28 protein-coding genes are annotated in these 26584 nt (G+C 75.0%); 15 read left to right on the forward strand and 13 right to left on the reverse strand.

The window, feature by feature from the left end; translation table 11 throughout:
• Positions 1-7 precede the first annotated feature (7 nt).
• The 3 genes from ACIA6B_RS13955 to ACIA6B_RS13965 are packed head-to-tail and all read left to right on the forward strand — an operon-like array spanning position 8 to position 2333.
• Positions 8-733 carry a 4'-phosphopantetheinyl transferase family protein gene (locus ACIA6B_RS13955; RefSeq protein WP_396773316.1) on the forward strand — a complete coding sequence of 242 codons (726 nt, stop codon included), beginning with the start codon at positions 8-10 and terminating at the stop codon, positions 731-733.
• The gene (locus tag ACIA6B_RS13960) at positions 727-1008 is read left to right on the forward strand and encodes a phosphopantetheine-binding protein (RefSeq protein ID WP_396773318.1); all 282 of its coding nucleotides are present in this window, start codon (positions 727-729) and stop codon (positions 1006-1008) included. The genes ACIA6B_RS13955 and ACIA6B_RS13960 overlap by 7 nt, the downstream gene beginning before the upstream one ends.
• Positions 1005-2333, forward strand: coding sequence for a glycosyltransferase family 2 protein (locus ACIA6B_RS13965; RefSeq protein WP_396773320.1), 1329 nt, complete (start codon positions 1005-1007; stop codon positions 2331-2333). Before ACIA6B_RS13960 ends, ACIA6B_RS13965 begins: the two co-directional genes overlap by 4 nt.
• Positions 2334-2459: 126 nt before the next feature.
• Here the strand turns inward: ACIA6B_RS13965 and ACIA6B_RS13970 are convergent, their stop codons facing one another.
• The 4 genes from ACIA6B_RS13970 to ACIA6B_RS13985 form a co-directional block, all read right to left on the reverse strand.
• Positions 2460-3704, reverse strand: a complete 1245-nt coding sequence (locus ACIA6B_RS13970) for a beta-ketoacyl-[acyl-carrier-protein] synthase family protein (protein ID WP_396773666.1) — start codon at positions 3702-3704, stop codon at positions 2460-2462.
• On the reverse strand, positions 3701-3961 hold the full coding sequence (locus ACIA6B_RS13975) for an acyl carrier protein (RefSeq protein ID WP_107155127.1): 261 nt from the start codon (positions 3959-3961) through the stop codon (positions 3701-3703). The genes ACIA6B_RS13970 and ACIA6B_RS13975 overlap by 4 nt, the downstream gene beginning before the upstream one ends.
• A gap of 39 nt (positions 3962-4000) precedes the next feature.
• Positions 4001-5281, reverse strand: a complete 1281-nt coding sequence (locus ACIA6B_RS13980; RefSeq protein ID WP_396773323.1) for a cytochrome P450 — start codon at positions 5279-5281, stop codon at positions 4001-4003.
• 93 nt (positions 5282-5374) lie between these two features.
• Positions 5375-6169, reverse strand: coding sequence for an endonuclease/exonuclease/phosphatase family protein (locus ACIA6B_RS13985; RefSeq protein WP_396773325.1), 795 nt, complete (start codon positions 6167-6169; stop codon positions 5375-5377).
• A gap of 222 nt (positions 6170-6391) precedes the next feature.
• On the opposite strand from ACIA6B_RS13985, the gene ACIA6B_RS13990 reads away from it, so the two are divergent.
• Positions 6392-6733 (forward strand): GlsB/YeaQ/YmgE family stress response membrane protein, encoded by a 342-nt coding sequence (locus tag ACIA6B_RS13990; protein ID WP_396773326.1) that lies wholly within the window; start codon positions 6392-6394, stop codon positions 6731-6733.
• Positions 6733-7272: an adenylate kinase gene (locus tag ACIA6B_RS13995; RefSeq protein ID WP_396773328.1), complete on the forward strand. Its 540-nt coding sequence runs from the start codon at positions 6733-6735 to the stop codon at positions 7270-7272. Before ACIA6B_RS13990 ends, ACIA6B_RS13995 begins: the two co-directional genes overlap by 1 nt.
• A 37-nt stretch (positions 7273-7309) precedes the next feature.
• Here ACIA6B_RS13995 and ACIA6B_RS14000 read toward each other — a convergent pair whose 3' ends face one another.
• From ACIA6B_RS14000 to ACIA6B_RS14010, 3 genes are read right to left on the reverse strand one after another with little or no spacing between them, the layout of a single operon-like run.
• Positions 7310-8251, reverse strand: a complete 942-nt coding sequence (locus ACIA6B_RS14000) for an acyltransferase domain-containing protein (protein ID WP_396773329.1) — start codon at positions 8249-8251, stop codon at positions 7310-7312.
• 53 nt (positions 8252-8304) lie between these two features.
• On the reverse strand, positions 8305-8475 hold the full coding sequence (locus tag ACIA6B_RS14005; protein ID WP_199199507.1) for a hypothetical protein: 171 nt from the start codon (positions 8473-8475) through the stop codon (positions 8305-8307).
• Between the two features lie 54 nt (positions 8476-8529).
• Complete coding sequence (locus ACIA6B_RS14010) at positions 8530-9813, reverse strand: multidrug effflux MFS transporter (RefSeq protein WP_396773331.1); 1284 nt, start codon at positions 9811-9813, stop codon at positions 8530-8532.
• Between the two features lie 170 nt (positions 9814-9983).
• On the opposite strand from ACIA6B_RS14010, the gene ACIA6B_RS14015 reads away from it, so the two are divergent.
• Together ACIA6B_RS14015 and ACIA6B_RS14020 are read left to right on the forward strand one after the other, a co-directional pair.
• A complete protein-coding gene (locus ACIA6B_RS14015; protein WP_396773333.1) occupies positions 9984-10586 on the forward strand; it encodes a TetR/AcrR family transcriptional regulator in 603 nt (200 codons plus the stop codon).
• 26 nt (positions 10587-10612) lie between these two features.
• Positions 10613-11281 carry a lysophospholipid acyltransferase family protein gene (locus ACIA6B_RS14020; protein ID WP_396773335.1) on the forward strand — a complete coding sequence of 223 codons (669 nt, stop codon included), beginning with the start codon at positions 10613-10615 and terminating at the stop codon, positions 11279-11281.
• Between the two features lie 102 nt (positions 11282-11383).
• On the opposite strand, the gene ACIA6B_RS14025 is transcribed toward ACIA6B_RS14020, so the two are convergent.
• Positions 11384-12439, reverse strand: a complete 1056-nt coding sequence (locus tag ACIA6B_RS14025) for a LacI family DNA-binding transcriptional regulator (RefSeq protein ID WP_396773336.1) — start codon at positions 12437-12439, stop codon at positions 11384-11386.
• A 456-nt stretch (positions 12440-12895) separates the two neighbouring features.
• Here ACIA6B_RS14025 and ACIA6B_RS14030 point away from each other — a divergent pair, with 456 nt between their 5' ends.
• Positions 12896-15013: a cellulase family glycosylhydrolase gene (locus tag ACIA6B_RS14030; RefSeq protein ID WP_396773338.1), complete on the forward strand. Its 2118-nt coding sequence runs from the start codon at positions 12896-12898 to the stop codon at positions 15011-15013.
• Positions 15014-15061: 48 nt separating this feature from the next.
• On the opposite strand, the gene ACIA6B_RS14035 is transcribed toward ACIA6B_RS14030, so the two are convergent.
• On the reverse strand, positions 15062-16543 hold the full coding sequence (locus ACIA6B_RS14035) for a YncE family protein (RefSeq protein WP_396773339.1): 1482 nt from the start codon (positions 16541-16543) through the stop codon (positions 15062-15064).
• 186 nt (positions 16544-16729) lie between these two features.
• Here ACIA6B_RS14035 and ACIA6B_RS14040 point away from each other — a divergent pair, with 186 nt between their 5' ends.
• From ACIA6B_RS14040 to ACIA6B_RS14050, 3 genes are all read left to right on the forward strand, one after another.
• Positions 16730-17323: a TetR family transcriptional regulator gene (locus tag ACIA6B_RS14040; RefSeq protein ID WP_396773341.1), complete on the forward strand. Its 594-nt coding sequence runs from the start codon at positions 16730-16732 to the stop codon at positions 17321-17323.
• A gap of 110 nt (positions 17324-17433) precedes the next feature.
• A complete protein-coding gene (locus tag ACIA6B_RS14045) occupies positions 17434-18630 on the forward strand; it encodes an SRPBCC family protein (RefSeq protein ID WP_396773343.1) in 1197 nt (398 codons plus the stop codon).
• Complete coding sequence (locus tag ACIA6B_RS14050) at positions 18627-19421, forward strand: esterase/lipase family protein (protein WP_396773345.1); 795 nt, start codon at positions 18627-18629, stop codon at positions 19419-19421. The genes ACIA6B_RS14045 and ACIA6B_RS14050 overlap by 4 nt, the downstream gene beginning before the upstream one ends.
• A gap of 5 nt (positions 19422-19426) precedes the next feature.
• Here ACIA6B_RS14050 and ACIA6B_RS14055 read toward each other — a convergent pair whose 3' ends face one another.
• Entirely contained in the window at positions 19427-20317 is an 891-nt protein-coding gene (locus ACIA6B_RS14055) for a LysR family transcriptional regulator (RefSeq protein WP_396773346.1), read from the reverse strand.
• A gap of 95 nt (positions 20318-20412) precedes the next feature.
• Here ACIA6B_RS14055 and ACIA6B_RS14060 point away from each other — a divergent pair, with 95 nt between their 5' ends.
• Complete coding sequence (locus tag ACIA6B_RS14060) at positions 20413-21462, forward strand: saccharopine dehydrogenase family protein (RefSeq protein ID WP_396773348.1); 1050 nt, start codon at positions 20413-20415, stop codon at positions 21460-21462.
• Positions 21459-21908, forward strand: a complete 450-nt coding sequence (locus ACIA6B_RS14065) for an SRPBCC family protein (protein WP_396773350.1) — start codon at positions 21459-21461, stop codon at positions 21906-21908. The genes ACIA6B_RS14060 and ACIA6B_RS14065 overlap by 4 nt, the downstream gene beginning before the upstream one ends.
• 15 nt (positions 21909-21923) lie before the next feature.
• Here ACIA6B_RS14065 and ACIA6B_RS14070 read toward each other — a convergent pair whose 3' ends face one another.
• From ACIA6B_RS14070 to ACIA6B_RS14080, 3 genes are read right to left on the reverse strand one after another with little or no spacing between them, the layout of a single operon-like run.
• The gene (locus ACIA6B_RS14070) at positions 21924-22577 is read right to left on the reverse strand and encodes a nitroreductase family protein (RefSeq protein WP_396773352.1); all 654 of its coding nucleotides are present in this window, start codon (positions 22575-22577) and stop codon (positions 21924-21926) included.
• 45 nt (positions 22578-22622) lie between these two features.
• A complete protein-coding gene (locus ACIA6B_RS14075; protein ID WP_396773354.1) occupies positions 22623-23330 on the reverse strand; it encodes a VOC family protein in 708 nt (235 codons plus the stop codon).
• A gap of 26 nt (positions 23331-23356) precedes the next feature.
• A complete protein-coding gene (locus ACIA6B_RS14080; protein ID WP_396773356.1) occupies positions 23357-25363 on the reverse strand; it encodes a putative bifunctional diguanylate cyclase/phosphodiesterase in 2007 nt (668 codons plus the stop codon).
• Between the two features lie 191 nt (positions 25364-25554).
• Here ACIA6B_RS14080 and ACIA6B_RS14085 point away from each other — a divergent pair, with 191 nt between their 5' ends.
• Entirely contained in the window at positions 25555-26103 is a 549-nt protein-coding gene (locus ACIA6B_RS14085; protein WP_396773358.1) for a hypothetical protein, read from the forward strand.
• Positions 26104-26222: 119 nt separating this feature from the next.
• Complete coding sequence (locus ACIA6B_RS14090; protein WP_396773360.1) at positions 26223-26546, forward strand: hypothetical protein; 324 nt, start codon at positions 26223-26225, stop codon at positions 26544-26546.
• Positions 26547-26584 lie beyond the last annotated feature (38 nt).

Genomic DNA, 26584 nt, shown 5'->3' on the forward strand with positions numbered 1-26584 from the left:
GCCGTCCATGCCGGACCGCGTACGCGTCTGCGTCATCGCCGCCGACGGCTCGCCGGACGAGCTGGCCCGGTGCCGGGCGGTGCTCGACCGCGACGAGCGGGCCCGCGCCGCCGCGCTCGGCACCCCCTGGCTTCGGGACCGGTTCACCGTCGCGCACGGCGCGCTGCGCATCCTGGCCGGGCACGCGGTGGGCGTACCGCCGTCAGCGCTCGTCTGGCGCCGGGGCCGGCACGGCAAGCCGACGTCGACCGGTCCGCACACCAGCCTGTCGTACTCCGGCTCGCTGGTCGCGGTGGCGATCAGCCGGGACCGCCCGGTCGGGGTGGACATCGAGCACCTGCCGCCGGGCCGCGATCCGGTCGAACTGGCCGCGCGGTTCTTCCACCCGGCGGAGGCCCGGCACGTCGCCGCCGGGGCCGACGCCGGGGAGCGGGCCCGGCGGTTCACCCGGCTGTGGGTCCGCAAGGAGGCCGTGGTCAAGGCGGCCGGGGGCCGGCTCTGGCCCAACCTGGCGGTGGCGGTCCACCCCGGCGACGTGGTCGCGTGCGTCGAGCCGGCCGGCGCGTACCGGGTCGTCGACCTGGTCACGCCCGCCGGGTACCGGGGGGCGGTCGCGTCGCCCGGCGACGCGCCGTACGCAGTCGAGTTTCACCCGTTGACACTCGCCGATGTGCTTTGCTCTGATGAGTCCATGCTGGAGCGCTTGATCGACCCGCCGGCACCCCGGTGCTAGAACACGACACGTCGACCACGTCGCCGCAGCGCGACCAGGTGGTCGAGAGCCTCACGGCGTTGCTGGGCCGCATGCTCAGGCCGGCTGTCCCGGTCACCGAGCGGACCCAGCTGATGGACGACCTCGGCCTCAGCTCGTCGCTCGCCCTGGAGCTGCTGCTGGAGCTGGAGGACGAGCTGGAGATCCAGATCGACGTGGAGGATCTGGACGAGGACCGGATGACCACCCTCGGCGACCTGGCGGACTACATCACCGCCAACTCCACCCCCCGTTGAGCACGGCGAACGGGCGGCAGCCGGCCCTGAGCGTGGTGGTGCCCGCGCACAACAACGGCTCCGCGCTCGACGCGACGCTGCACTCGCTCACCCGGCAGACCCTGCCGCGCGACGATTTCGAGGTGATCGTCGGCGACGACGGCTCCACCGTTGCGCTGGGTCCGGTCGTGGACCGCTACCGCGACCGGCTGGCCGTCGAGTACGTGCGCAGCGACACCAACCGGGGGCGCAGCGCCAACCGCAACGCGGCGGCGGCGCGCGCCCGGGCCGACACGTTGGTGTTCCTGGACGCCGACACGGTAGCGCACCCCGGGTTGCTGGCCCGGCACCGGGACTTCCACGCCGACCGGGCCGGTCGGGCCGGGGTCCTGCTCGGCCAGCGCTACGAGCTGGACTGGGCCGGCACGGACGCGCTGCTTCGGGGCGAGCCGATCGTCCCGGCGATGCTGGACGCCGAGCGCGGCGACCCGCGCCTGGAGGACATCGCCCACCCGCAGCGGATGCGCGACTTCCCGAGCGCGCCCTGGGTGCTCGGGCTGACCCACAACGCGTCGGTCGACCACCAGTCGTTCCGGCGGGTCGGCGGGTTCGACGAGGCCATGGTGAAGTGGGGCTTCGAGGATCTGGACTTCTTCTACCGGGTCTTCCACCTGCACGGCGCGCCGGCCGAGCTGTTCCACCTCGACGTCGACGCGTGCTCGTACCACCTGCCGCACTTCCGCCGGACCACCAACGGGCTCGCCTCGATGGACAACATGAAGTACATGTTGCGCAAGCACCTGCGCTACGACATCGAGGTGCTGTACGCGATCAACACGTTCGGCCGGCACCTGGGCCGCATCCGCCTCTACCGGGACGCGATCGACGCGTACCGCCGGGCCGGGCTGGGCCGGCCGGCCGCGCTGCCCGCCCCGCTCCGGGAGGAGCTGGCCACCAGCCGGGCGTTGCTGATCGGGCACGGGGTGTCCACCATGGACCTCGGCTCCGGGTCGCACACGTTCGACCACGCGGCGCCGCCCGGCGACACGAACTCGCACCTGCTGGGCACCGTGCTCCAGCAGTTCCGGACCGGCGCGCTGGACGTGATCGTCAACATCGACCTGTGGCGCTGTCTGCTCCCCGAAGACCTGCCGGCGTTCCTGACCCGGGGGCTACTCAAGGCCGACCGGATCGAGCTTTTCGCCAGCCACGCCGACGTGGACCAGCAGGCGCTGCTCCCGGTGCCGCTCGTCGCTGACCTCGACTACCTGGTCGACATGCTGAACCCGCACTTCGCCCTGACGGTGACGCCGCACGACACCGCCACTCAGATCACCCTCCGCTGACCCCGCCCACCCGAGCCCTCCCCCCTCCCTGGCGCGCACTTTCACGGAAAGCGTGGCCATTCCGCTCGGGATGGCCACACTTTCCGTGAATCTGCACGGGGAGAGGGGTGGGGGGCGCGGGGAGGGTCAGGGGGTGGTGGGGTGGGTCAGGACGAGGCTGACGTTGTGGCCGCCGAAGCCGAACGAGTTGGACAGCACGGCGTCCACCGCGACCGGGCGGGGCTGCTTGCGGATGTGGTCGACGTCGCCGGCCGGGTCCGGGTCGTCGAGGTTGTGCGTGGGCGGCAGCAGGCCGTGCCGGAGCGCCTCGACGCCGATTGCCGCCTCGATCACGCCGGAGACGCCGAGCAGGTGCCCGGTCACGCCCTTGGTCGAACTCAGCGGCGGCGGGTGCGCGCCGTAGACGTCGGCCAGGGCGGCCAGTTCGGCGGCGTCGCCGGCCTTCGTGCTGGTGCCGTGCGCGTTGACGTACCCGATGTCGTCGAGGCCCAGGCCGGCGTCGCGGACGGCCATCCGCATGCAGTGCGCCGCGCCGGAGCCGTCGGGCCGGGGCGTGGTCGGATGGTACGCGTCGTTCGTGGCACCCCAGCCGAGCACGTCGGCGTGGCGGCGGGCGCCCCGCGCGGCGGCGTGCTCGGCGCGTTCCAGCACCAGTACGCCGGCGCCCTCGCCGAGCACGAGGCCGTTGCGACGGCGGTCGAACGGCCGGCTCGCGGCGGTCGGGTCGGCCCAGCCCCGGGCCAGTGCCCGGGCGTTGCCGAACGCGTCGGCGAAGGTGGGGAACAGCGGCGCCTCGGCGCACCCGCACAGCACCACGTCGGCCTCGCCGGCGCGCAGGATGCGCAGCGCCTCCCCGACCGACTGGGCGCCGGCCGCGCACGCCGTGCCGACCGACGAGGTGTAGCCACGGATGCCGAACGTGATGGCGACCCGCGCCGCCGCCATGTTCGGCAGCGTGCCGGGCAGCATGTACGGGCTGACACCGAAGCGGCCCCGCTCGGCCCGCCGCAGCACCTGGTCGGCCAGGGTGGACAACCCACCGACGCCGGAGACGACGACCGCCACCCGGTACGGGTCGACGTCCCGACCGACCCGCAGACCGGCGTCGGCCAACGCGTCCCCGGCGGCGCGCAGCGCCATGACGATCGACCGGTCCACGACGCGGGACTCCGGGCCGGGCAGCACGGAGGCCGGGTCGATCGGCGGGGCGATCGCCGCCACGTCGACCACGCCGTGCACCGGATGACCCTGCGGCGGCCGGGACAGCCCCGACCGGCCGTCGCACACCGCGTCGAACACCTCGGCGGCGGTCGAGCCGACCGGGCTCACCAGCCCGATGCCGGTGATCGTCGCGCCCGGCCGCACGCTCAGTGCGCCGAGGCCGGCTGGATGCGCTGCGCCACCGTCCGGGAGAACTCGCCGAGCGTCATCATCGCGAGCATCTCGGCCTCGTCGTCGTCGAACGCCACGCCGAACCGGTCCTCCACCCGGACCGCCAGCTCGGCGAGGCCGAGCGAGTCCACGTCCAGACCGGCCGGCCCGAAGACGGTGTCGTCGTCGACGTCGTCCACGTCGTACTTCATCTCGGTCAGGGCGGCGAGCAGGAACGCGCGGATCTCATCGGTCATGGCCGGTGTGTCCTTTCCCCAGCGTGGAATCGACCTTACTCAATCGGCATGGTTTGGCAAGGTCCCGATCGGCCGGTGGACCGCCGGCCCCGGCGGCGTGAGACGCACCGGCAGGTGGTCGTACCCGCGCAGCATGAGCTGACGCCGCTCGCCGGGCTCGGCGGCGAGCGCCAGCGCGGGGAAGCGGTCCAGCAGGAGAGGCAGGACCAGCCGGCCCTCCGCCCGGGCGAGGGCCGCGCCGAAGCAGTGGTGCGGCCCGGCGCTGAACGCCAGGTGGCGGTTGTCCACCCGGGACGGGTCGAACACGTCCGGGTCGGGAAACCGGCGTGGGTCCCGGTTGGCGGCGCCGGTCAGCACCACCACGGTCCGACCGGCCGGCACCGGCAGCCCGGCGATCTCGGTGTCCGCCGCCGCGTACCGGAGCGCGAAGTGCACCGGCGGCTCGTACCGGAGGATCTCCTCGACGTACGCCGGGGCGAGCGACGCGTCGGCGCGCAGCGCGTCCCGCGCCTCCGGCCGCGCCACGAGCAGGACCAGGCCGTTGCCGAGCAGGTTCGCGGTGGTCCGGAACCCGGCGTTGTACATGATGATCAGGTTGGCCAGCAGTTCGTCGGCGGAGAGCTGGTCGGGGTCGCGGTCCCGGATCCGCACGAGCGCCGACACGAGGTCCCCGCGCGGCCGGTCCCGGCGCGCGGCAAGCAGTTCGGTGAAGTACGCGGTCAGCTCCGTCGCCGCGACGTTGGCCGCCCGCACCTCCCGCATCGAGCGCCGGCCGATCTCCAGCACCGCGTCGAACGTGCGCACCCGGGACGGGAACCAGGCCCGGTCCCGCTCCGGCACGCCCAGCAGCTCGCCGACGACGTCACTGGGCAGGGTGAGCGCGAACCCGCCCATGAAGTCGACCGGTCGGCCGTCCGCGCCGGCCGCGGCGAGCCGGTCGAGCAGGCGGTCGGCGATCCGCGTGATCGCCGGCTCCAGCGCGGTGACCCGGCGCGGGGTCAACGCCTGGCCGAACAGGCGCCGGACCCGGAGGTGGTCGCCGGGCGCGGCGTTGAGCATCGACGTCTGGAGGATCCGGGTCACCGGGTGCTGGCGCCAGCGGGTGCCGGCCCGGTCCAGGAACTCCGCGCCGAGCACCCGGAAGACCGGGTCCCGCAGCACCCGGTGGACCGCCTGGTAGCCGTGGACGACCAGGGCGTGCGGTTCGCCGGGCCGGAAGGCGACCGCCTCCCCCATCCCGTGCAGCCTCGCGTAGAACGGGTACGGGTCGCGTCTCACCTCCTCGCCGAGCAGGTCGTCGAGGGAGATGGAGACACCCATGGGCCGCTCCTCGGGACACCGGTGGGCCCGACCCTAGACGGGCCGCCGCTGGCTGTCCACAGTGACCGGACAGCCGGTGACGCCGGTCGACCGTCAGCGCGGGGGCCGGTCGACGGTGAGGGTGGCCACCAGCGCCGGATGGTCCGTCGTGCCGCGCATGTCCACCGCCCGGCGGCAGCAGATGGTGACGTCGGTCGTCGCCATGATCTGCTGGCGGGCGCCGTCGTCGACGCGGCGGTAGCCCGGCGGTACGCACGACCGCACGTCGGGCGCGCCGCCCGCGCGCAGGTTCAGGTCGCCGCCCAGCACGGTCGGGGCGTATCCGGCGTCGCGGCGGATCGCCGGCACCACGGTGTCGAGCAGCTGCGCGCACTGGGCCAGCGCGACGGCGCCGTCGGTGTTCGCCAGGTGCGTGGTGCAGGCGTGCAGCACGGCGGCGGCGTGCAGGCAGAGCCAGACCCGCTCCTCCGGGTCCGCGAGATCCTGCGCCGGATAGGTGCCGCGGTGCGCGCCGGCGCGGGCCCCCGGGCCGGCGAGGCGGGCCACCAGGCCGATCCCGTACGGCTGGCCGTTGACGCATCGGGTCGCGGCGCGGCTGGGGCGGTCGCCGGCGGCCTGGAACGCGGGGACGACCCGGCCGCCCGGCCGGACCGCCGCGAGCGCGCGGGCCAGCGTGTCCACGTCGTCCCGGCAGATCTCGTTGAGGGTGACCACGTCGGGCCGCTCGGCGGCGATCACCTCGGCGGCCCGCCGCACGGAGCCGCCGGTGTAGCAGCCGGCCCGGCCGCTGTTGCAGAGGTTCATCTGGAGCATCCGGACGGTGCCCGGCCCGCCGCCACCGGCGCTGGACGAGCCGGCGGGCAGCCCGGCCACGACGAGCAAAAACACGACGGCCAGCGCCCGGCGCAGCGGCCGGGCGACGCGGGGTGCGGGCGACTCGGGCAGCGGAACTCCGGCGGGGTGGCGGGCGCGGCGGGGTGTGCGTGATCCTACGTGCGGCGTCCCGGCGCCACCCGGCCGCACCGCCGCCGGCCGGGTCGACGTGCGCGGGGTTTCCGGTGGTGCGGTGGGCGGGCATGAAGGCCGGAACCGGTGGGAGGAGTGACGGCAATGCTCGTGGGTGGTTATCTGGGCGCGGTGCTCATCGGCGCCCTCATCGGGCTGCTCGGGCGGCTGGTGCTGCCGGGCCGGCAGCGGATCGGCATCTTCGCCACGTTCGTCATCGGCGTCGGCGCGGCGGTGCTCGGCACCGTGGTCGCCCGCTGGGTCGACATCGCCGACGACGCGCCGGTGCGGCTCTGGGTCCTGCGGTGGGACTGGATCGTGCTCGCGCTACAGGTCGGCTTCGCGGTGGTCGGCGTCGCGGCGGCGAACGCGCTCACCTTCACCCGGCTCGCCGGCGGCGACGAGGAACACCGCCGGCGGAGCGCCCGCGGCAAGGCCCGGAGCTGATGCCGGCGCCGGCCCGGATCCTGGTCTACGGCGTGTACGGCGCCGGCAAGTCGACGGTGGCGGCGCGGTTGGCCGAGCGGCTCGGGCTGCCCTGGTGCCCGGTCGACGACCTGCTGTGGCAGCCCGGCTGGGTGGAGGTGCCGGTCGCCGAGCAGCGCCGCCGGATCGAGGCGGTCTGCCGGGGCGACCGGTGGATCCTGGACGGCGCCTACCACGGGTGGCGGGACGTGGTGCTGGGCCGCGCCGACCTGGTGGTGGGCCTGGACTATCCGCGGGCGCTCTCCTTCTGGCGGTTGCTGCGGCGCACCGCCGGCCGGCTGGTCAGCGGCGAGGAGATCTGCAACGGCAACCGTGAGTCGCTGCGCAGCGTGCTGTCCCGGGACTCGATCCTGGTGTGGCACGTGGCCGCGTTCGGTCGGGCCCGGCGGCGGATGCGGGCCTGGCAGGCCGATCCGACCGGGCCGCCGGTGCTGCTGTTCCGCAGCCCGGCGGCGCTGGACCGCTGGTTGGCCGAGCTGCCGTCGACACTCTCCCGCTGACCGGCCGGCACGACGGCAGCGCCGCCTCCGGTGTCGGTCAGCACGGGAAACGCCCGACGCGCCAACGCCAGTGACGGCCGGCGGCCAGGTGGTCGACGGCCGCCCGCTGGAGTGCCGTGCGGCGCTCCAACCGGTCGAGCGGCGTGCTCAGGGTACGGAACACGAACCGCAGCACCTCGACGTCGGCGTCGATGCCGTCCGGCTCCTGGTAGGGCTCCAGCGCGAACCGGCGCTGGAACCGGACGATGTTGGAGTCCTCCGGCAGGTACTCCCGTAGCTGGGGGTCGAGCAGCCAGGAGCCGCAGGAGAACTCCGTGTGGCGCTCGTCGGGGAAGTGGCGTGGGAAGAACGCCCGGGCCCGGTCGAGCGACGCGTCCACGGCCGCCGGGCTCAGCGGCCCGGCCTCGGGGATGTGCAGGCCGATGGTGTCGCCGCGCTGGTGCTGGAGCCGACCCAGCTCGTAGAGCCCGCCACGGGTGTGCAGCGTCAGCCAGCTCTGCATGACCGGCCAGCCCTCGCCGGCCATCCGCCTGTCGATCGCCAGGTTGCGGCCCAGGTCGGCGAGGGTCGCCCGGGTCACCGCGTCGTCGATGCCGTGCTCGCGGTGGTACGCGGTGACCACGTCGACCAGGGCCAGGTACGCGTACACGTAGAGGTGCCGCCAGGCCGGGCCCCGCTCGCGGGGCAGGGCCGGGCCGGGCGGCAGCCAGTCGTGGCCCCCGAGATCGGCGCGGACCAGGGCGATCGAGCGGTCGAGCAGCCAGCGCAGCTCCGGGGTCCACAGTGCGGAGCCCGGGTCGGGCCAACCCGCCATGACCTCGGCGGCGTCGTCCGGGCGGACCCCGAGCCGGTCGAGGATCGCCGGCGCGTCGGCCCGGGCCGGCAGCGGCGCCGACGGCCGGTCACCGGCGAGCCGGTGCACGCGCGCGAGATCCTCGACCGGCACTCCGAGCCGGACGGCGGTGTCGTCCAGATCCACGCGGACGACCCTACCGACGGCGCGGTCGCCGCGACAGGCCGTGCCCGGGGCGCTCAGGCCGGCTCCGGCACGCCGCCGGGCTCCCCGTCGTCGGGCATCGGCTCGGTCGGCGCCTCCGGCAGGACGTCCGGGGTGTCCGGCAGCAACTCCCCCGGGTCGTCCGGCACGTCCTCGCGTGGATCGATCGGTGGGTACAGCGCGGGGTCGAGGTCGGGATTCGTCATCGGCCCAGTATCCGACGAGATCGCCCCGGCCGCGCGGGACGACGTCGGGTCCGGTCAGTGCACCGCCACGACCGCCGGCGCGGGCTCCAGGTCGACGAGCCGGGCCGGCCGCACCACGACCAGCAGCACCGCCAGCGCCGCCACCATGCCGCCGGCCACCACCAGGGCCATCGCCAGCGCGCCGGTGCCCAGCACGCCGACCAGCGGCGCGGCCACCGCACCCACACCGAACTGCACGGCGCCCAGCAGCGCGGACGCGGTGCCGGCCGCCTCGCCGTGCCGGGACAGCGCCAGCGCCGGCGCGTTCGGCATCGCCAGGCCCGCCGCCGCCAGCACCAGCCACAACGACACCAGCAACGCGGGCAGCCCGCCGACGTCGGTCGCGGCGAAGACCACCAGGGCCAGGCCGGCCAGCGTCCCCGCGGCCAGCGAGGCGACCAGGATCCGCTGCGGCGGGAAGCGGCGCAGCAGCCGGACGTTGTACTGGGTCGCCCCGATCAGGCCCACCGCGCCCGCGCCGAACGCCAGCCCGAACTGCTGCTCGTCGAGTCCGTACCCCTGTTGCAGCACGAACGACGAGCCGGCCACGTACGCGAACAACGCGGCCATGGCGAGGCCGGCCACCAGGACCAGGCCCACGAAGACCCGGTCGCGCAGCAGCGACCCGTACAGCGCCGCGGTCGCGACGACGCCGCCGCGCCGGCGCCGCACGGGCGGCAGCGTCTCCGGCAGGCCGAGCGCGGCGACCACGACCAGCAGTACGCCGAAGACGGCCAGCGCGACGAAGACGCCGGTCCAGTCCGTCCAGCGCAGCAGCCCGCCGCCGAGGGTCGGGGCGAGGATCGGCGCCGCCCCCATCACCAGCAGCAGCCGGGACAGCAGGGTGGCGAACGCCGCGCCGCTGAACAGGTCCCGGACCACGGCCATCGCGACCACCACGGTCGCGGCGACGCCGAGGCCCTGCACCACCCGCAACGCGCCGAGCACCGCGACGTTGGGCGCGACCACGCAGAGCGACGACGCGAGAACGTGCAGGACGAGCCCGGCGATCAGCGGGCGCCGCCGCCCGACGGCGTCCGACAGCGGGCCGATCAGGAGCTGGCCGAGGGCCAGCCCGGCCAGGGTGCCGGTGAGCGTCAGTTGGACCGCCGCCGAGGTGGTCGCGAAGTCGTCGACGATCGCGGGCAGCGCCGGCAGGTACATGTCGATCGTCAGGGGTCCCACCGCGATCAGCGAACCGAGGACCAGCACGAGCCGGGCCCGCTGTCCGCGGCTCATCAGGTCACCGGGCGTCCGGGCACCGGGCGTCGACAGCTTGTCGGGACGGACATCGGTCATCGGGAGGTCTCCGCCCGGTCAGGGCGCGGCCGGGCAAGGTTCGGTGCGGTAGTCACACCTCGGTTCAAATGCGGTGGCGCCGACCTGATTCCCGGCTGGCCGAGAGGTAACGCGGGTCACTGCCGGCACGGTCCGTAGACACTGTCTACGAAGGCTGGTAGACAGTGTCTATGCCGCCGCCCGACAGCACGCTCCGGGCCCGCCTGGTGCGGGCCGGCGTCGACCTGCTCGCCCAGGAGGGCACCGCGGCCCTCACGCTGCGCGAGATCGCCCGGCGGGCCGGCGTCTCCCACGGTGCGCCGCGACGCTACTTCCCGACCCACCTCGCCCTGCTCGCGGCCATCGCGCGGGAGGGTTACCAGCAGCTCGGCGCCGAGGTCACCGCCGCGATCCGCGGCACCGGACCGGATCCGTACGACCAGGTGCTCGCACTCGGCCGGCTCTACCTGCGGTTCGCGCGCACCAACCACGGCATGTTCGAACTCATGTTCCGGCACGACCTGCTGCGGGGCAACGGCATCGGCCTGCGGGACGCCAGCGAGGAACTCTTCGGCGTCCTGGTCGACCTGGTCGCCCGGGCCCGCCCCGAAGCGGCCGACGCCCCCGCGCCGCCGGTCGTCGCCGGCACGCTCTGGGCCAACCTGCACGGCATCGCCGAGCTGCGGCAGTGGGGCAGTCTCCAGACCATGGTGCGCACCGACGACGTCGAACCGCTGCTGCGCGCCGCCGTGGCGGCCCACCTCGGCCGGCCCACGCCCGGCGTCCCCCGTTGACCGGGACCCACCCTCGGAGGGAACACGTGCTGTTGCAGACCGGCACCCGGCTGGTGCTCGCCCCGCTCGGCAGGATGGCCTTCCGGCCGGTCGTCGAGGGCCGGCACAACGTGCCGCGGCACGGGCCGGTGATCCTGGCCGCCAACCACCTGTCCTTCATCGACAGCGTGGTGATCCCGCTGGTGGCCCCGCGACCGGTCAGCTTCCTGGCCAAGGCCGAGTACTTCCGGCGGCCCGGCCCGCGGGGGTGGCTCACCCGCACCTGCCTCACCGGCATCGACGCCATCCCCGTGGAGCGGGGTGGCCACCGGTCGGCCCAGGACTCGCTGCGGGTGGCACTCGACGTGCTCGCCGCCGGCCGGGCCTTCGGCATCCACCCCGAGGGCAGCCGCTCCCGCGACGGGCGGCTCTACCGTGGTCGCACCGGCGTCGCGTGGCTCGCGCTGGCCTCCGGCGCCCCGGTGGTCCCCGTCGCCGTGCTCGGCACCGACCGCATCCAACCGGTCGGCGCCCGACTGCCCCGGCCCGGTCGGGTAACCGTACGGTTCGGCCCGCCCCGGCACTTCACCCCGCCGGTCACCGGCAGCAGCGGGCGGGCCCGGCGGGCCGTCACCGACGAGATCATGACGGCCATCCAGGCGCTGTCCGGTCAGGAACCCGCCGGCTGCTACCTCGACCTGCCGTCCGAGGGATAGCGAACACCCCGCCGGCGCGTCGACGCGCGCACCCGGTCGGATCGGTCCCCGCCACCGGCTCCGGACCCGAGGCGCGGCCGGCAGGTCGGCTGACCGCCCGCCTCAGCGGGCCGGCGCGGCGGTGCTCTCCCGGACCGTGAGGCTGGTCGCCAACTCCAGACCGGTCCGCTGCGTCGGTTCGCCGCGCCCGAGCGCGAGCGCCAGCTCGGTCGCGGCCACGGCCATCTCGGCGAGCGGCTGACGCACGGTGGTCAACGGGGGGTCCAGCAGTTCGGCGATCGGCAGGTCGTCGAAGCCGACCACGCTCAGGTCGGCCGGGATCCGCAGCCCGCGTTCCCGCGCGGCCCGGTAGACGCCGACCGCCTGGAGGTCGTTGCCGGCGAAGATCGCGGTCGGGCGGTCCGGCCGGCCCAGCAGCCGCAGCGCGGCGGCCCGCCCGCCGTCCACGGTCAGGTCGGCGCGGGCCACCAGGTCCGCGTCGACCGGCAGGTGGGCGGCCTCCATCATCGCGCGGTAGCCGTCGAGCCGCGCCCGGCAGCAGAGGATGCGGTCCCGACCGCCGATCATCGCGATCCGGCGATGCCCCAACCGGAGCAGGTGCCCGGTGGCCGAGCGACCGCCCGCCCAGTTGGTCGCCCCGACGAAGGGCACGTCGTCGGGCAGCTCGCTCGTGGGATCGAAGACCACGAACGGGATGCCGCGCGCCCGCAACTGGTCGCGTTGCTCGCCGGACAGCTGCGCGACGGAGACGATGCAGTCCGGACGACGGGCGAGCGTGTCGTCGATCCAGTAGCGGACGCCACCGCGCTCCGGCCCGAACTCGGTCAGCACCACGCCCACCCGGTGCGCCCGGGCCACCTGCTCGACGCCGCGGACGACCTCGACGCCCCACATGTGTTCGAGCTGGTCGAAGACCAGTTCCACCAGGTTGCTGCGGGTGGACGAGGTGGGCCTGCGGTAGCCGTACCGGCTGATCAGCGCCTCGACCCGGGCCCGGGTGTCCGAGGCCACGCCGGTCCGGCCGTTGATGACCTTCGACACGGTCGGGACCGACACCCCGGCGGTCTCCGCGATGTAGGAGATCGTGACCGGCCGGCCCGGAGCCGCCGCCGCGTCGTCCGGCCCGATGGCCGACGCGTCCGGCTCGGTCTGCGACAAGCTGGCTCCTCCCCCGGCCGACCCGCCCCTCCGGGGTGGCCACCGCTGCCCGGCCCCAGGATAGCCGTCCGTCCATGCCCGCCGGTGCCGCCGGTGTCGCCGGTGCGCGCCGGGCAGGGTCGAAACTTTCCGGTCGACCTCGCGCGTTTTCCGCGCCGATTCGCGCCGTTGACGTCGCACGACACCGAACGTCGTCACCGAGCCCGCATCTTCATTGACCGTCATCACAGAAACGCGTAGCGTTCGACCCGAAACTTTCCAGGGAGCCGGGAAGTTGCTGCCGCAGCGCGGCGATCGGCGGAGGCATCGGGCGGCGTCCGCGAGAAGCACTCCAGCGCGCGATGGCGTCGCCGGGTGGGCCGTGCGGCCACCCGGCGACGCCGGCGCGCGCCCCCACCCGTCCGGAACCGTTGGCCACCGGCCGCGTACGGGCGGACAACGGCAAGGGAGAACACGATGATCCTGCGCACCCGAAGAATCCGCCTCCGGGGCGGTCCGCTCGTCGGCGCCGTGGCGGCCCTGCTGGTGGCGTCGACGATGACGGCCGTGGGCGCCCAGGCGGCCGGCGGCTGCCGCGTGGCGTACGCGGTGCCGTCGCAGTGGTCGGGCGGGTTCACCGCCGCGGTCGACGTGACGAACCTCGGCACACCGGTCAACGGCTGGCGCCTGGCCTGGACGTTCCCGTCCGGGCAGCGGGTCACCCAGGCGTGGAACGCGACGGTCACCGCGACGGGCGGCCAGGTCACCGCGACGAACGCCGCCTGGAACGCCACCGTGCCGACCAACGGCACCGTGTCGTTCGGCTTCAACGGTTCGTGGTCGGGCGTCAACACCGCGCCGACCGGCTTCACGCTCAACGGCGTCACCTGCGCCGGGGACGGCGGCGGCACGCCGTCCCCGACCGGCGGCCCGTCAACCACTCCGTCGACGAGCCCGTCGCCGACCGCCACGGCGTCACCGTCGACGCCACCGGCCACCCCTCCCCCGGCCGGGAACCCGATGACCACGGTGGCCGCGATGCAGCCCGGCTGGAACCTCGGCAACACGCTCGACGCCATCCCCGACGAGACCGCCTGGGGCAACCCGCTCACCACCCAGGCGCTCCTGCGTCACGTGCGTTCGCAGGGCTACCGCAGCGTCCGGCTCCCGGTCACGTGGAGCAACCACCACGGCCCGGCGCCCGACTACACCATCGACGCGGCCTGGCTGGCCCGGGTACGCCAGATCGTCGACTGGGCGCTCGCCGAGGACCTCTACGTGATGATCAATCTCCATCACGACTCCTGGCAGTGGCTCAACACCTACCCCACCGACCGGGCCGGCGTGACGAGCCGGTACCGGGCACTGTGGACGCAACTCGCCACCACGTTCCGCGACCACTCACCGAGGCTGGTCTTCGAGAGCATCAACGAACCCCAGTTCGCCGACACCACCGACGCGCAGGGTGACACCGCGACCCGGGAACTCAACGCCGAGTTCGTCCGCCTGGTACGCGCCACCGGCGGGGCCAACGCCACCCGGCTGCTGGTCCTGCCCACGCTGCACACCAGTGGCGAGCAGGCGCGGCTGGACGCGTTGTCCGCCGGCATCGCCGACCTGCACGACCCCAACCTCGCCGCCACCGTGCACTTCTACGGGTGGTGGCCGTTCAGCGTGAACATCGCCGGCGGCACCCGGTACGACACGAACGTGGAACAGGACCTGGTCGGCACGTTCGACCGGCTGCGGGACACGTTCGTCGCCCGTGGCATCCCGGTCGTCATCGGCGAGTGGGCGCTGCTCTCCTGGGACCACACCCGGCCCGGCATCATCGAACGGGGCGAGTTCCTGAAGTACCTCGAAGCGGTCGGCTACCACGCCCGCACCCGCAACCTCACCACGATGCTGTGGGACGCCGGCCAGTTCCTCGACCGCACCGCGCTGCGCTGGCGGGACCAGCGCGTCGCCGACATGATCAGGACGAGCTGGACCAGCCGCTCCGGCACCGCGTCCAGCGACCAGGTGTACGTGCCGCACACCGGCACGATCACCGGCCGGGCCCTCACCCTCAACCTCAACGGCCTGTCGTTCCGCGGTCTCTGGCAGGGCGACACCCCGCTGGCCGCCGGCGCCGACTACACGGTCTCCGGCACCACCGTCACGCTCACCCCGGCGGCACTGACCCGCCTGGTCGGCGACCGGGCCTACGGCGTCGACGCCACCATCGAGGCCCGCTTCTCCCAGGGTGTGCCCTGGAAGATCGACATCATCAGCTCGGACCCGCCCACCCAGGCAGCCGCCACCGGCACGACCAGCTCGTTCGCCATTCCCACCCGGTTCCACGGTGACCAGCTCGCCACCATGGAGGCCACCTACGCCGACGGCAGCCCCGCCGGCCCGGCCAACTGGACGCCGTACAAGGAGTTCTGGGGACACTTCCAACCCGACTACACCGCCGACACCATCATCCTGAAACCGGAGTTCTTCGCCGAGGTGAACGACGGCACCGTCACGCTCACCTTCCACTTCTGGAGCGGCGCGCGAACCACGTACCGGATCACCAGGGCCGGCGCCGCGGTCACCGGCGCTCCCTGACCGGCCCCGGTGCCGCGGTGGACGCCGCGGCACCGGCGGCGGGTCCGGTCAGCCGAGGCCGGGCCAGGCGGCGAGGTAGCCGCCGCCGGTGCCGAGGGACGGCCCCGGACCCCGCCAGAACCCGGCCCTGTCGACCTGCGCCACCGCCGCCGCCACACCGCCGGCCGCGACCACCCCCCGTACGGTCCCGGCGCCGCCGTCGGTGAGCACCACCCAGCTCAGCCGCCGCCGCAGGTCCGGGGCGAGCACCAGCACCCAGGCGTCCCCACCGGCGTACGGGGCCAGCCGCCGGCCGCCGAGCGTCACCCGGGACCGGTCGGCGATCTGGTAGGCCGACACCCCGCCGGCGTAGATCCGGCCGGACTCGTCGGCGCCGATCGCGAGCGGCGTGATGGTGTTGCCCCGGTTCCCCTTGCTGTCGATGCGGCTGATCACGACCTGCCCGGCGAGCTGGCGTCCCGAGGCGGGGTCGAACCGGGCCAGGTAGGTGTGGTGCGCGTCGCCGGTGTTGGTCGCCCGGCTGAAGTCGTCGGTGACCACGTTCGGCGCGGACCGTCCCACGTCGGCGGCCGAGCGGGCGAACACACTGTTCCCGCCGGCGGTCTCCCCGGCCAGGTAGAGCCGTCCGTCCCGGCCCATCGCGACGCGGTCCGCCCGGGTGTCCGCGCACAGGTCGCCCAGCCGGTCCGCCGGATGGTCGTACGCCCGCCAGCGCAGTCGTCCCCGCCGGTCGTAGGCGTGCACGTAGGCGATCTGCACCGGCACGCACCGCCCGCCGGAGGTCTGCCGGAACCCGCTGACGAAGACCAGGCCGCTGCGGTCGTCCACCGCCACGTCGCTGACCGTGCGACCGCTCGGGGCGATCCGGGCCAGCGTGGCGCCGGTCAGGTCGTACACCGTGACGGTGGCGCCGGTGACCGCCGCGACCGTGCCGGCGGATCCGACCGCGACCCGGCTGGCGGCCCCGCCGCGCTGCCACCGCGCCCGCCCGGCCGCCGCGTCCAGCAGCAGCACGCCCCGGTCGGTGGCCACGGCGATCTCCCCGCCGGTGCGGCGCACCTCCAGGTCCTCGACCGCGCCGGCCAGCCGGACGGTACGCAGCAGCCGCCGACCGGTGCCGTCCAGGAACAGCACCGCGCCCGCGCCGCCCCGACCGATCGTGGTCGCCCGCTCGCCCGGCAGGCCGGTGAACCGGCCGCCGACGACGAGCTGGCAGGTGGGGCTCACGTCCACCGCCGTCGCCACGCCGCCGGCCCGTCCCAGGTAGGAGCCGGCGGTCGGGTCGAGCCGGCTCGCCGACCGCGGCGCCCGGCCGGGTGGCGGGCAGTCGAGCGGCGCGGGGCCCAGCCCGGCCCGGCCACCACCCGGCGCGGCGCTGGCGCCCGCGGCCGGGCGGTCGGGAGCCCCGGCGGTCGGCGTGGTGGTGGGTGCGCCGGCCCGTGGCGCCGGGTCCGGGGCACAGCCGGACAGCAGGAGCAGCAGGCCGGCTCCGGCCGCCGTCCATCGGCGGCCCCGGGGGATCGTGGGCACGGTGGTTCCTCCCTCGGCCGCGACGCCGCCCCGGGCGCTCCCGTGGCGACGCGCAGACTAGCAACCCGCGGCGGCACGAACGGGTGGCCGGGCCGCGGCGTCGCTCGGGGGCGCGGGCGCTGCGTGCCCCGCCGCCCCCGGTCCGGCCCGGCCGAGGGGCGTGACCATCTGCGCTAACGTGACCGGATGACCTCTCCAGCGACGCAGGCGCGGGGCCTGGAGACCCGACGGCGGGTGCTCGACGCGGCGATGGCGGAGTTCGCCCGGCACGGCGTCGACGGCGCGCGGATCAACCGGATCGCGGAGCGGGCGCGGGCCAGCAAGGAACGGATCTACGCCTGGTTCGGCGACAAGGACGCCCTGTTCGACACCGTGATGGAGGTCGGGCTCGAGGAGTTGTCCCGGGTGGTGCCGATCACGCCCGACCTGGTGGACTACACGGTCCGGCTGCACGACACGTTCGCCGCCCGACCCGACCTGCAACGCATCGCGGCGTGGGCGTGGCTGCACGAACGCGGCCGGGCCGAGCAGGTGTCGGAGAAGCGCGTGACCGGCTACCGGCACAAGCTCGCGGTGATCCGGGACGCGCAGCGGGCGGGACTTGTCGATCCGGAGTGGCCGCCGCACCACCTGCTGGCCGCGTTGATCGCGGTGGCCACGTCCTGGCTCACCGCCCCGGTCGAGCTGCACCGGGCGCTCGGGCCGCAGCCCGAGTCGGGCGACGACGCGCGGGCCCAGGTCCGCCGCGCCGCGCAGCGGTTGGTCCGTCCGCCGGGCTGACGTCCGCACGGGCGTCGAACCGCGCGAATCGAACCAGTCGGTTTGATTTTTCCGCGACCGGTGCTATACCTGAACCGAACCGACTGGTTTGATTTTAGGGAGGCGGAGCGATGCGCGCGGTGCTGATGGTCCTGTCCGCAGCCGACCACTGGACGCTGCGGGACGGCACGCGGCACCCCACCGGCGTCTGGGCCGAGGAGGTCGTCGAGCCGCACCGGCTCTTCTCCGCCGCCGGCTGGCGGATCACCGTGGCGACCCCCGACGGCGTGCCCCCGACGGTCGACCCGCGCAGCCTGCGGCTGCCCGCGACCGGACCCCGGCGCGCGCGCCGGCACCGCCGCTATCTCGCCGCCCACGCGCGGGAGTTCGCCCACCCGCGGAAGCTGTCCGAGGTGGACCCGACCGACTACGACGCGGTCTTCTACCCGGGCGGGCACGGCCCGATGGAGGATCTCGCCGTCGACCCGGTCTCCGGCGCGCTGCTGACCCGGGCCCTGCGCGCCGGCACGCCGCTGGCCCTGCTCTGCCACGCCCCCGCCGCCACGCTGGCGGCGACCGGCGAGGACGGGACGTGGCCGTTCGCCGGCTACACGATGACCGGCCTGTCGAACCGGGAGGAGTTGCTCAACCGGTTCGCCCGCAAGGCCCGCTGGCTGCTGGAGGACGAGCTGGTGGCCCGCGGCGCCCGCTACGTCCGTGGTCGGGTGCCGCTGCGGCCGTTCGTCACCGTGGACCGCAACCTCTACACCGGGCAGAACCCCGCGTCGTCCGCGCGGCTCGCCCGCCGGATGATCGCCGACCACGAGGCGCGGCCCGCGCTCTCGGTCCGCGTCAGCCGCACCGTCGCGGCCAGCCCGGACCGGGTCTACGCGCTGGTCAGCGACATCACCCGGATGGGCGAGTGGAGCCCGGAAACGTACGCCGCCCGGTGGCGTGAACCGGGCCGGCGGTTCACCGGCAGCAACCGGATCGGTCCGTTCTACCGGTGGCGCATGACGGCGACCGTGACCGAGGCGGTGCCCGGCCGGGTGTTCGGGTTCACCACCGCCTGGCCGTCGTCGTCCACCTGGCGCTACGAGCTGGAGCCGGTCGACGGCGGCACCCGGGTCACCGAGTCGATGACCCGGGCGACGCCCCAGATGGCGGCGGTCCGCGCCGTCCAGCGCCTGGTCGGCGTCGCGGACCGCGCCACCCACCTGCGCGCCGGCATGGCGACCACACTGGAACGGCTGGACGCGGCGCTGCGCCGGGAGGGCGACCGGGCGGACGGCGCGGTCCGGCCGACGACGGAGGGGAGCACCCGGTGAGCGAGGGCGCCTGGCGGCCGTTCCGGACGCCGCTGCACTACCTCGGGCTGCCGCACAGCGTGACGCCGCCGATCTGGCGGGAACGGCGGGCCGGCGCCGAGCTGGCCGCCCTGCGGGCCGCGCGTCCCGCGCCGCCGACGCCGCCCGAGCCGGGGGCGCCGATGCTGGTCGTGCCCGGCTTCGCCGCCGGCGACGACCGGGTGGCGTTGCTGCGGGACTGGCTGCGCGAGGGCGGGTGGGACGCCCGACCGACCGGGCTCACCGACGGCCGCCGCTGCTCCAGCCGGGACCTGGCCGTCGTCGAGGCGGCCCTGCTCCGCCTGCACACCGAGACCGGACGGCCGGTCACCCTCGTCGGCCACAGCCGGGGCGGCATGTTCGCGAAGGCCCTCGCCGTCCGCCACCCCCGGCGGGTACGCGCCCTGGTCACGCTCGGCTCGCCGCTGACCGACCCGTTCGGGATCCACCTGGCGGTACGGCTGCTGACCATGTGGATGGCCACCATGACCCGGCTCGGCCGCCGGGACTGGGTGCGCGACTGCCCGTTCGGCGACTGCTGCCGCGAGGTCCACGACGACGTGCTGACGCCCGCGCCGCCGGGTCTGCCGTTCACCTCGATCGCCAGCCGCAGCGACGGCATCGTGTCCTGGCACGCCTCCCAGGACCCGGCGGCCCGCTGCGTGACGGTGGACAGCTCGCACGGCGGGATGGTCGCCCACCCGGGCGTGTGGGCGGCGATCGCGGACGCGCTGACCACCAGCGACGCCCCGGGCCGGGCGCGGGCCGGGTAGCCCGGTCAGTCCGCCGGCCCGCCCCGGGCCCGGCGGGCGGCGGCCCGGAGCGCGTGGTCGATCTCGGGGTGCGCGTCCACCCGCCAGGCCAGCGCCAGCGTCGCGGGCGGCGCCCCGCGCACCGGGACGTACGCCACGCCCGGTGTGGCCGCGGTGCGGGCCAGCAGGGACGGCACCGGGCAGCAGCCGACGCCGCCGGCCACCGCGCGCAGCAGCCCGGCGACGTCGGTCACGGGCTCCCCGGCGCCGACCGGCGCGTCCGGGGTGAGCCGCCACCCGGCGACGAAGGCGGCGTCGACGTCGTCCGGCAGCGGCACCTGCGGCTCCCCGGCGAGGTCGGCCACGGTCACCTCCGGCCGTCCGGCCAGGTGGTGCCGCGCCGGCACGGCCAGCAGCCGCCGGAACACGCCGACCGGCTCCAGGTGGAGGTCGCGAACGGTGTCCGGTGCGTACGGCGGCCACAGGTAGCCGGCCTCGGCGGTGCCGTCCCGCAGCCGCCAGACGTGCTCCCGGAACGGCACGCCGGTGAGCGTGACCTGCCAGCCCGGCAGGTCACGCCGCAGCCCGAGGACGGTTTCCGCCTTCAACTCGTCGACGCTGGCGGCCAGCGTGGTGAGGAGCAGCCGGCGGCCCGGGTGCGCGGCCCGGCGCGCGTCACGGCGTGCCTCGGCGGCGAGGTCGAGCAGGGCGCGCGCGTGCGGCAGGAACGCCCGGCCCGCCGCGGTGAGCGCGACCTGCCGTCTGCGCCGGGAGAACAGCTCGACGCCGAGGTCGGTCTCCAGCGCCCGGATCCGCGCCGACAGCGACGGCTGCGCCAGGCCCAGCTCCTCGGCGGCGGCGGTGAAGTTCATCCACTCGGTGGCGGCGACGAAGGCCCGTACCCGATCCAGGTCCACCGGCCCCACCCTAGCCAGGTCGGATAGGAGAAACCTCTCGACACCGCGCCGGCGTCTCTTGGACACCGGCGGTCCCGGCGGGTCATGGTCGTGGCGTGTCTTCCCTCATCATCTACGGGGCCACCGGTTACGTCGGCCGGTCGGTCGCCCGCCTCGCTCTCGACCGCGGGCTCCGTCCGGTGCTGGCCGGCCGGGACGCGAACCGGCTCGCGGCGCTGGGTCTCGACGCCCCGGTCCGGACCGCCGCGTTGGATCAGCCGCGTGCGCTGGACCGGCTGCTCGCCGACGCCACGGTGCTGCTGAACGCGGCCGGTCCGTTCGCCCGGACCCAGCAGCCGTTGCTCGACGCCTGCGTCCGGACCGGAACGCCCTACCTCGACCTGTCCGGGGAGGCGGCGGAGTTCCTGACCGTGTGGCGGCGGGACGCCGAACTGACCGCCGCCGGGGTGATGGCGATGCCCGGTGTCGGCTTCGGTGTGGTGCCGACGGACGCGGTGGCCGTGCACCTCGCCCGCCGGCTGCCGACCGCCCGCCGGCTGGAGCTGTCGTTCGCCACCGTCGGCCGGGTGTCGCGCGGCACGCTCGACACGCTCACCGGGGGCATGGCGGACGCCGGGGTGCAGCGACGCGACGGACGGCTGGTGCCGGCGCGCGCCGCCGCCGAGCACCGGTGGATCGACGACGGCGCGACGCGTACCCGGGTGGTCACCAACCCCTGGCGCGCGGACGTCGTCTCCGCCGCGCGGTCCACCGGAATCGCGGACGTCGCGACGTTCTTCGCCGCGCCCGCGCCGATCCGCCTGGCGCTGCGCGCCGCCCCGGCCGCGCCGTGGCTGGTCACGTCCCCCGCCGCGCGGCGCGTCCGGGCCGCGTTGCTGGCCCGGCTGCCGGACGGGCCCACGCCGGCGCAGCTCGACGCCGGTCGCACGTTGGTGCACGGGCTGGTCCGGGACGACGCGGGCACGGTGGCCGAGGCGGTGCTGACCGGGCCGGCCGCCTACCGGTACAGCGCCCACACCGCGGTCGAGCTGCTGGCCCGCACGGCGGCGGGGGACGCGCCGCCGGGCTACCGCACCCCGGCCGAGGTGCACGGCCCGCAGATCGCGCTGACCACGCCCGGCACGACGCTGCGGGACCTGCGGTGACCGCCTCCGGATGGCCGCCCGGCCGGGAACCGGCGCGCTGCCCCGTGCACACCCGCAACGAGGCGTTCGTGCCGCTGCCCCCGCAGGCGGTGTGGCAGCGGCTCGTCGATGCCACCGCCTGGCCGTCGTGGTACCCGAACGCGCGGCGCGTCGTGGTGACCGGCGCGCCGGTCCTCGGCCCCGGCGTCGAGTTCCGCTGGACGACGCTGCGGGTCCGGGTCCGGTGCGTGGTCGACCGTTGGGAGCCGTACCGGCTGCTGGGCTGGACCGGACGGGCGGTCGGCTCGTCCGGGCACCACCGCTGGGTTCTCACCCCGGCGCCGGGCGGGACCCGGGTGGTCACCGAGGAGACGCAGACCGGGTTGCTGCCGCACCTGGCCGCTCCGGTGCTGACCCGCTCCCTGCTGCGCTGGCACCAGCGCTGGCTGGACGGCATCGCGGGCTGAACCCGGCGCGCACGCTCACCAGCGGTCGACGTGCAGCACCTCGTCGAGTGGCTGGCGCTTCGCCGGCCGGAACGTGTCGCCGGTGTAGTAGGCGGTGGGGATCAGGGCCGCCTGCCGGACCTCGGCCGGCAGGCCCAGCAACTCGGCCACCTCCGCCTCGTACGCCAGGTGGAGCGTGGTCCAGGCGGTGCCGAGTCCACGGGCGCGCGCCGCCAGCATGTAGCTCCACGCGGCCGGCAGCAGCGACCCCCACAGCCCGGCCTGGTTGCCGGCGGGCAACTCGCCGCCGCCGGAGAGCCGCAGGCACGGGATGAGCAGCACCGGCACCTGGCCCATCCGGTCGCCGAGCCACGCCACGCTCTCCCCCACCCGCCGCTGCACCGCGGCGCGCTCGGGCTCGTCGACGAACAACCGTGCCGCCGACCCTTCCGACGCCAGGTAACTCTCGACCGCGCGGCGGTAGAACCCGCCGATCGCGGACCGTACGCCCGGGTCGGTGACGACCAGCCAGTGCCAGCCCTGCCGGTTGGAGCCGGAGGGCGCCTGTAGGGCGATCTCCAGGCACTCCCGGACGAGGTCCATCGGCACCGGACGGGTCAGGTCCAGCCGCTTACGCACGGTTCGGGTGGTGGTGAGCAGGTCGTCGGGGGTCAGTGGCAACGTCGGCATCCCGCCAGCGTGGCACGCCGGCGGGCCGGCCGTCCCGACGGGTGGTCAGCCGCCGGTGGCCACCGGTCGGATCACGGTGAGCACCGCACCCGCCGGGTCGGCCAGGGCGCACACCCGACCGGTCACGACGTCGCTCGCCGGCACCAGCACCCGGCCGCCCGCCCGGACGGCCCGCGCGGCGGTGTCGTCCGGATCGGTCACCGCCACGTAGACCATCCAGCCGGTCGGAAGCAGGTTCCGCAACGGCGGCGGCATCCGCAGCCGGCCGGCGACCGGGCCGGCCGGGCCGGCGAGCAGGGCGTAGGAATCGTCCGGGGCGCCCGGCGGCACCGTGGCCCGCAGGCCCAGCGCGTCGGCGAGGAACCGGTCGGCCGGCTCCGTGTCCCCGGTCATGTACTCGTACCAACAGGGCTGGCCCACCCCGGAGGCCGCCACCGGCGCGCCGGCCCGCAGGCGGAAGGCCGCGCCGAGCGGATCGCGCACCTCGTCGCCGGTGACCCGGGCTCCGGCCCGCTCGGCGGTCGCCCGGACGCCGGCCGGATCGGCCGCGCCGAAGACCGTCCACCACCGGGCCACGCCGTCGCCGCGGCGCAGCTCGGCGGCGACCACCCCACCGGCGTACGCGGTGCCGCCGTGCGCGGTGGGGGTGAACGTCCAGCCGAACAGGTCACCGTAGAAGTCACGCGCCGCGTCGAGGTCGTCGGTGACGAGTTCGGCGCCGATGGGCGACGCCGGGGCGAGGGGTGGGGTCACGGGGTCCTCCGGGTGCGGTGGTTCGGTCAGGGCTCGGGCGGCCGGACGACGGTCGGCACGACGACGGTGTCCTGCCAGGCGTGGGCGGTCCGACGCAACAGGTCGTCCAGGGGCGTGGGACGGCCCAGATGGTAGCCCTGCCCGGCGTCGACGCCGAGCGAGCGCAGCGCCGGAACCAGGGGCGCGTGCTCGACCGACTCGGCGACGGTCCGCATGCCCAGACCGTGCGCGGCGCGGACGACGGCGTCGATGAGGACCGGATCCGCGCCGCCGCGGTCCGCCTGCCGGACGAAGTCCCCGGCGATCTTCACGGTGTCGAAGGGCAGGTGCTTGAGATAGGCGAACGACCCGAAGCCGGCGCCGAAGTCGTCGAGGCTCAGCCGGCAGCCCGCGGCGCGCAGCGCGTCGGCGAGGTGTCGGACCGCGGCCACGTTGGTGATCGCCGCGGTCTCGGTGACCTCCAGTCCCAGCCGGTCGGCCTCGATGCCGGCGGCACGCAGGGTCCGCACCACCCAGTCGCCGAACCCCGGTGACTCCAGCGAGCGGGCCGAGATGTTGATGTCCAGCCGGAGGCGGGCCCGGGTGGGACCCGGCGCGGCCAGGGCCGCCGTCGCCGTGGCCACCACCCAGCGGTCCAGGTCACCGATGAGGTCGTCGCGTTCCACGGTGGGCAGGAACTGCGCGGGCGACAGGGCCGGCTGCACCCCGTCGCGCAGTCGGATGAGCAGCTCGTGGCTGATCACCCGGCCGGTCGACAGGTCGACGATCGGCTGCGCGTCCAGACTCATCCGGTGTTCGTCGAGCGCGCGGCGCACCCGGGTCGTCACGCTGACCCGGCGCACGGCGTGGCGGTACTGCTCGGGCAGGTAGAGCCGGGCCCGGTTGCGGCCGGCGTCCTTCGCCTCGTAGAGGGCCAGATCGGCGTGCGCCAGAAGGGTGTCGCGGGTGTCGCCGGGCTGCCGGGCGGCGGCGCCGATGCTGAGGGTCACCCGCAGCCCGGCGCCGGCGGTCGGCACCGGGGCACGCACCACGGCGTCGCACATCGCCTCGGCGAACACCACGGCGCCCGCCGCGTCCGCCCCGGGCAGGACGACGGCGAACTCGTCCCCGCCGAGCCGGCCCAGCACGGTGCCGGGCGGCAGCTCGTGCGCCAGCAGCCGGGCCAGCGCGCGCAGGACCTCGTCGCCCACCGCGTGCCCGTGCACGTCGTTGATGTCCTTGAAGTTGTCGATGTCGACGAGCAGCAACGCGCCGGTGCCCTGGTCGTCGGCGAGCAGCTCGTCGATGCGGGCCAGCAGGGCACGCCGGTTCGGCAGGTCGGTCAACGGGTCGCGCTCGGCGAGGCGGGTCAGCTCGTCCTGGACCCGGCGCATGTCGGTGATGTCGTGGGCGGTGCCGAGCACCCGCGTCGGCGCGCCGGCGTCGTCGGTGAAGACCTCGCCGTAGCACTCGAACACACGCATCGTCACGCCGTCGGCGAGGAACATCCGGTGCGTGTACGAGAAGGGTTCGGCGGTGCGCAGCGCCGTGTCGAGCGTGCTCTCGATCATCGCCACGTCGTCGGGGTGCAGCATCCGGCGGTACGACCCGTAGTCGAGGGTCGTGCCGGGCGGCAGACCGAACATCTGTAGCAGCACGTCGCTCCAAACGACCGCGTTGCCCCGCACGTCCCACTCCCAGGTGCCGACCTTGGCGAGCTGTTCGATGTGCGCCAGCCGCCACCGGTAGTTGCGTCCCCGCTCGCGCTCCTCGCGTTCGGCGCTGACGTCACGCACCTCGACCAACCGCAGTCGCTGGCCCGCGTGCTCCATGCCGTGGCACCGCATCTGAAACCACCGCAGGGTGCCGTCCGCGGCGGGGACGGGGAGGTCGGTCATGCTCTCGCCGGGCGCCAGGCCGGCCAGCGGCAGCTCGTCCAGACGCGGTCCCAGCCGGTGACCGGCCTCGTTGCGCCACAGTGGCCGACCGTCGGCGGCGAGCACCACCAGGGCCGTGGTGATGGTGTCGGCTGCGATCACCGACAGAGCGCTCACTCGGGATCACCCACTTTCTGCACCGACCGGGAGCCCGGCACGCGACGAGCGACGGAAGGTCATCTTGCCGCGACGCGGAGTCTATCGACGCACCCGGCCGGAGGTACGCGGCCGGTGTTCGCGGTGAGCGGAACACCAGCCGCGTAACTCCGTAATCGTGTAATCATGTAATCACGAGCAAAGGAGTCGTCATGTCCCCTCGCCACACCTCAACCCACGCCCGACCGGAGCCCCCCGCCGACGCCACCGGCTGGATCACCGGCGTGACCCCGGACGGATGGTTCTCCGAGCCACCGCAGGTCGTGATCGACCGCGACGAGATCACCATCTGGGGCCGCCTGCCCGAACCCCAACTTGCCGCCGACGTCACCGACGCCGACCGCACCGCCGCCCAGGCCGGGCGGATACTCCGGTTCCGGGAGGACACCCGCGACGACCGCATCCGTGTCGCCCGCCAGGTCGAGCACCGCTACCAGCGCAAGGTGAGCTGGGGGGTGCGCTGCGGGGCGACCGAGCAATTGTTCTCCCACCTCGCCGCGCCGGTGATGACCCGACTCCGCCAGCCGGAGCGGCAGATCCTCGACACCCTGGTGGACGCCGGCGTCGCCCGCTCCCGCTCGGAGGCGCTGGCCTGGTGCGTCCGGCTCGTCGGCCGACACACCGACGACTGGCTGACCCAGCTACGGCAGGCCATGACCACTGTCGACGACCTGCGCCGACAGGGCCCCGACGGCGTCTGACCGGCACGGCCGGGCCGGCATGCGCCGGCACGCGCGGGCTCCGCGACATCGCCCGGCGACAAAATCTACATCGATGTAAAGTGCTCGGTGACCACCGTCCGTTCGAGAGGGGAGAAACCATGACCAGGACCCGAAGGGCCGCCTCGGCGGCTGCCGCGGTGGCACTCGCCGCCGCCGGCGTGGTGTCCGCGGCCGGGCCGGCTCAGGCGGCGAACATCCAGTACTTCTCCGGCTACTCCACCGCCGTGATCGGAGGCGGCCCCGGGAACACCATCGAGGACGCCCTGGCGCGGGCTCAGGCCAACGCCGAGGCGAGCATGCACGCCTACGAGCAGCAGTTCGGCAAGACCTGCGGCGTCACCTACCGCGACGGCAACTGGCAGAGCGGCGGCGGGTACGGCGTGATCCTGGCCGACTACCAGATCACCGCCGACTGCGTGTGATCCACCGGGTGCGGGGCGGGGCCGGTCCGCGGCTGCGG

It is taken from the genome of Micromonospora sp. NPDC051141 (genome assembly GCF_044455765.1).
Lineage (GTDB): Bacteria > Actinomycetota > Actinomycetes > Mycobacteriales > Micromonosporaceae > Micromonospora.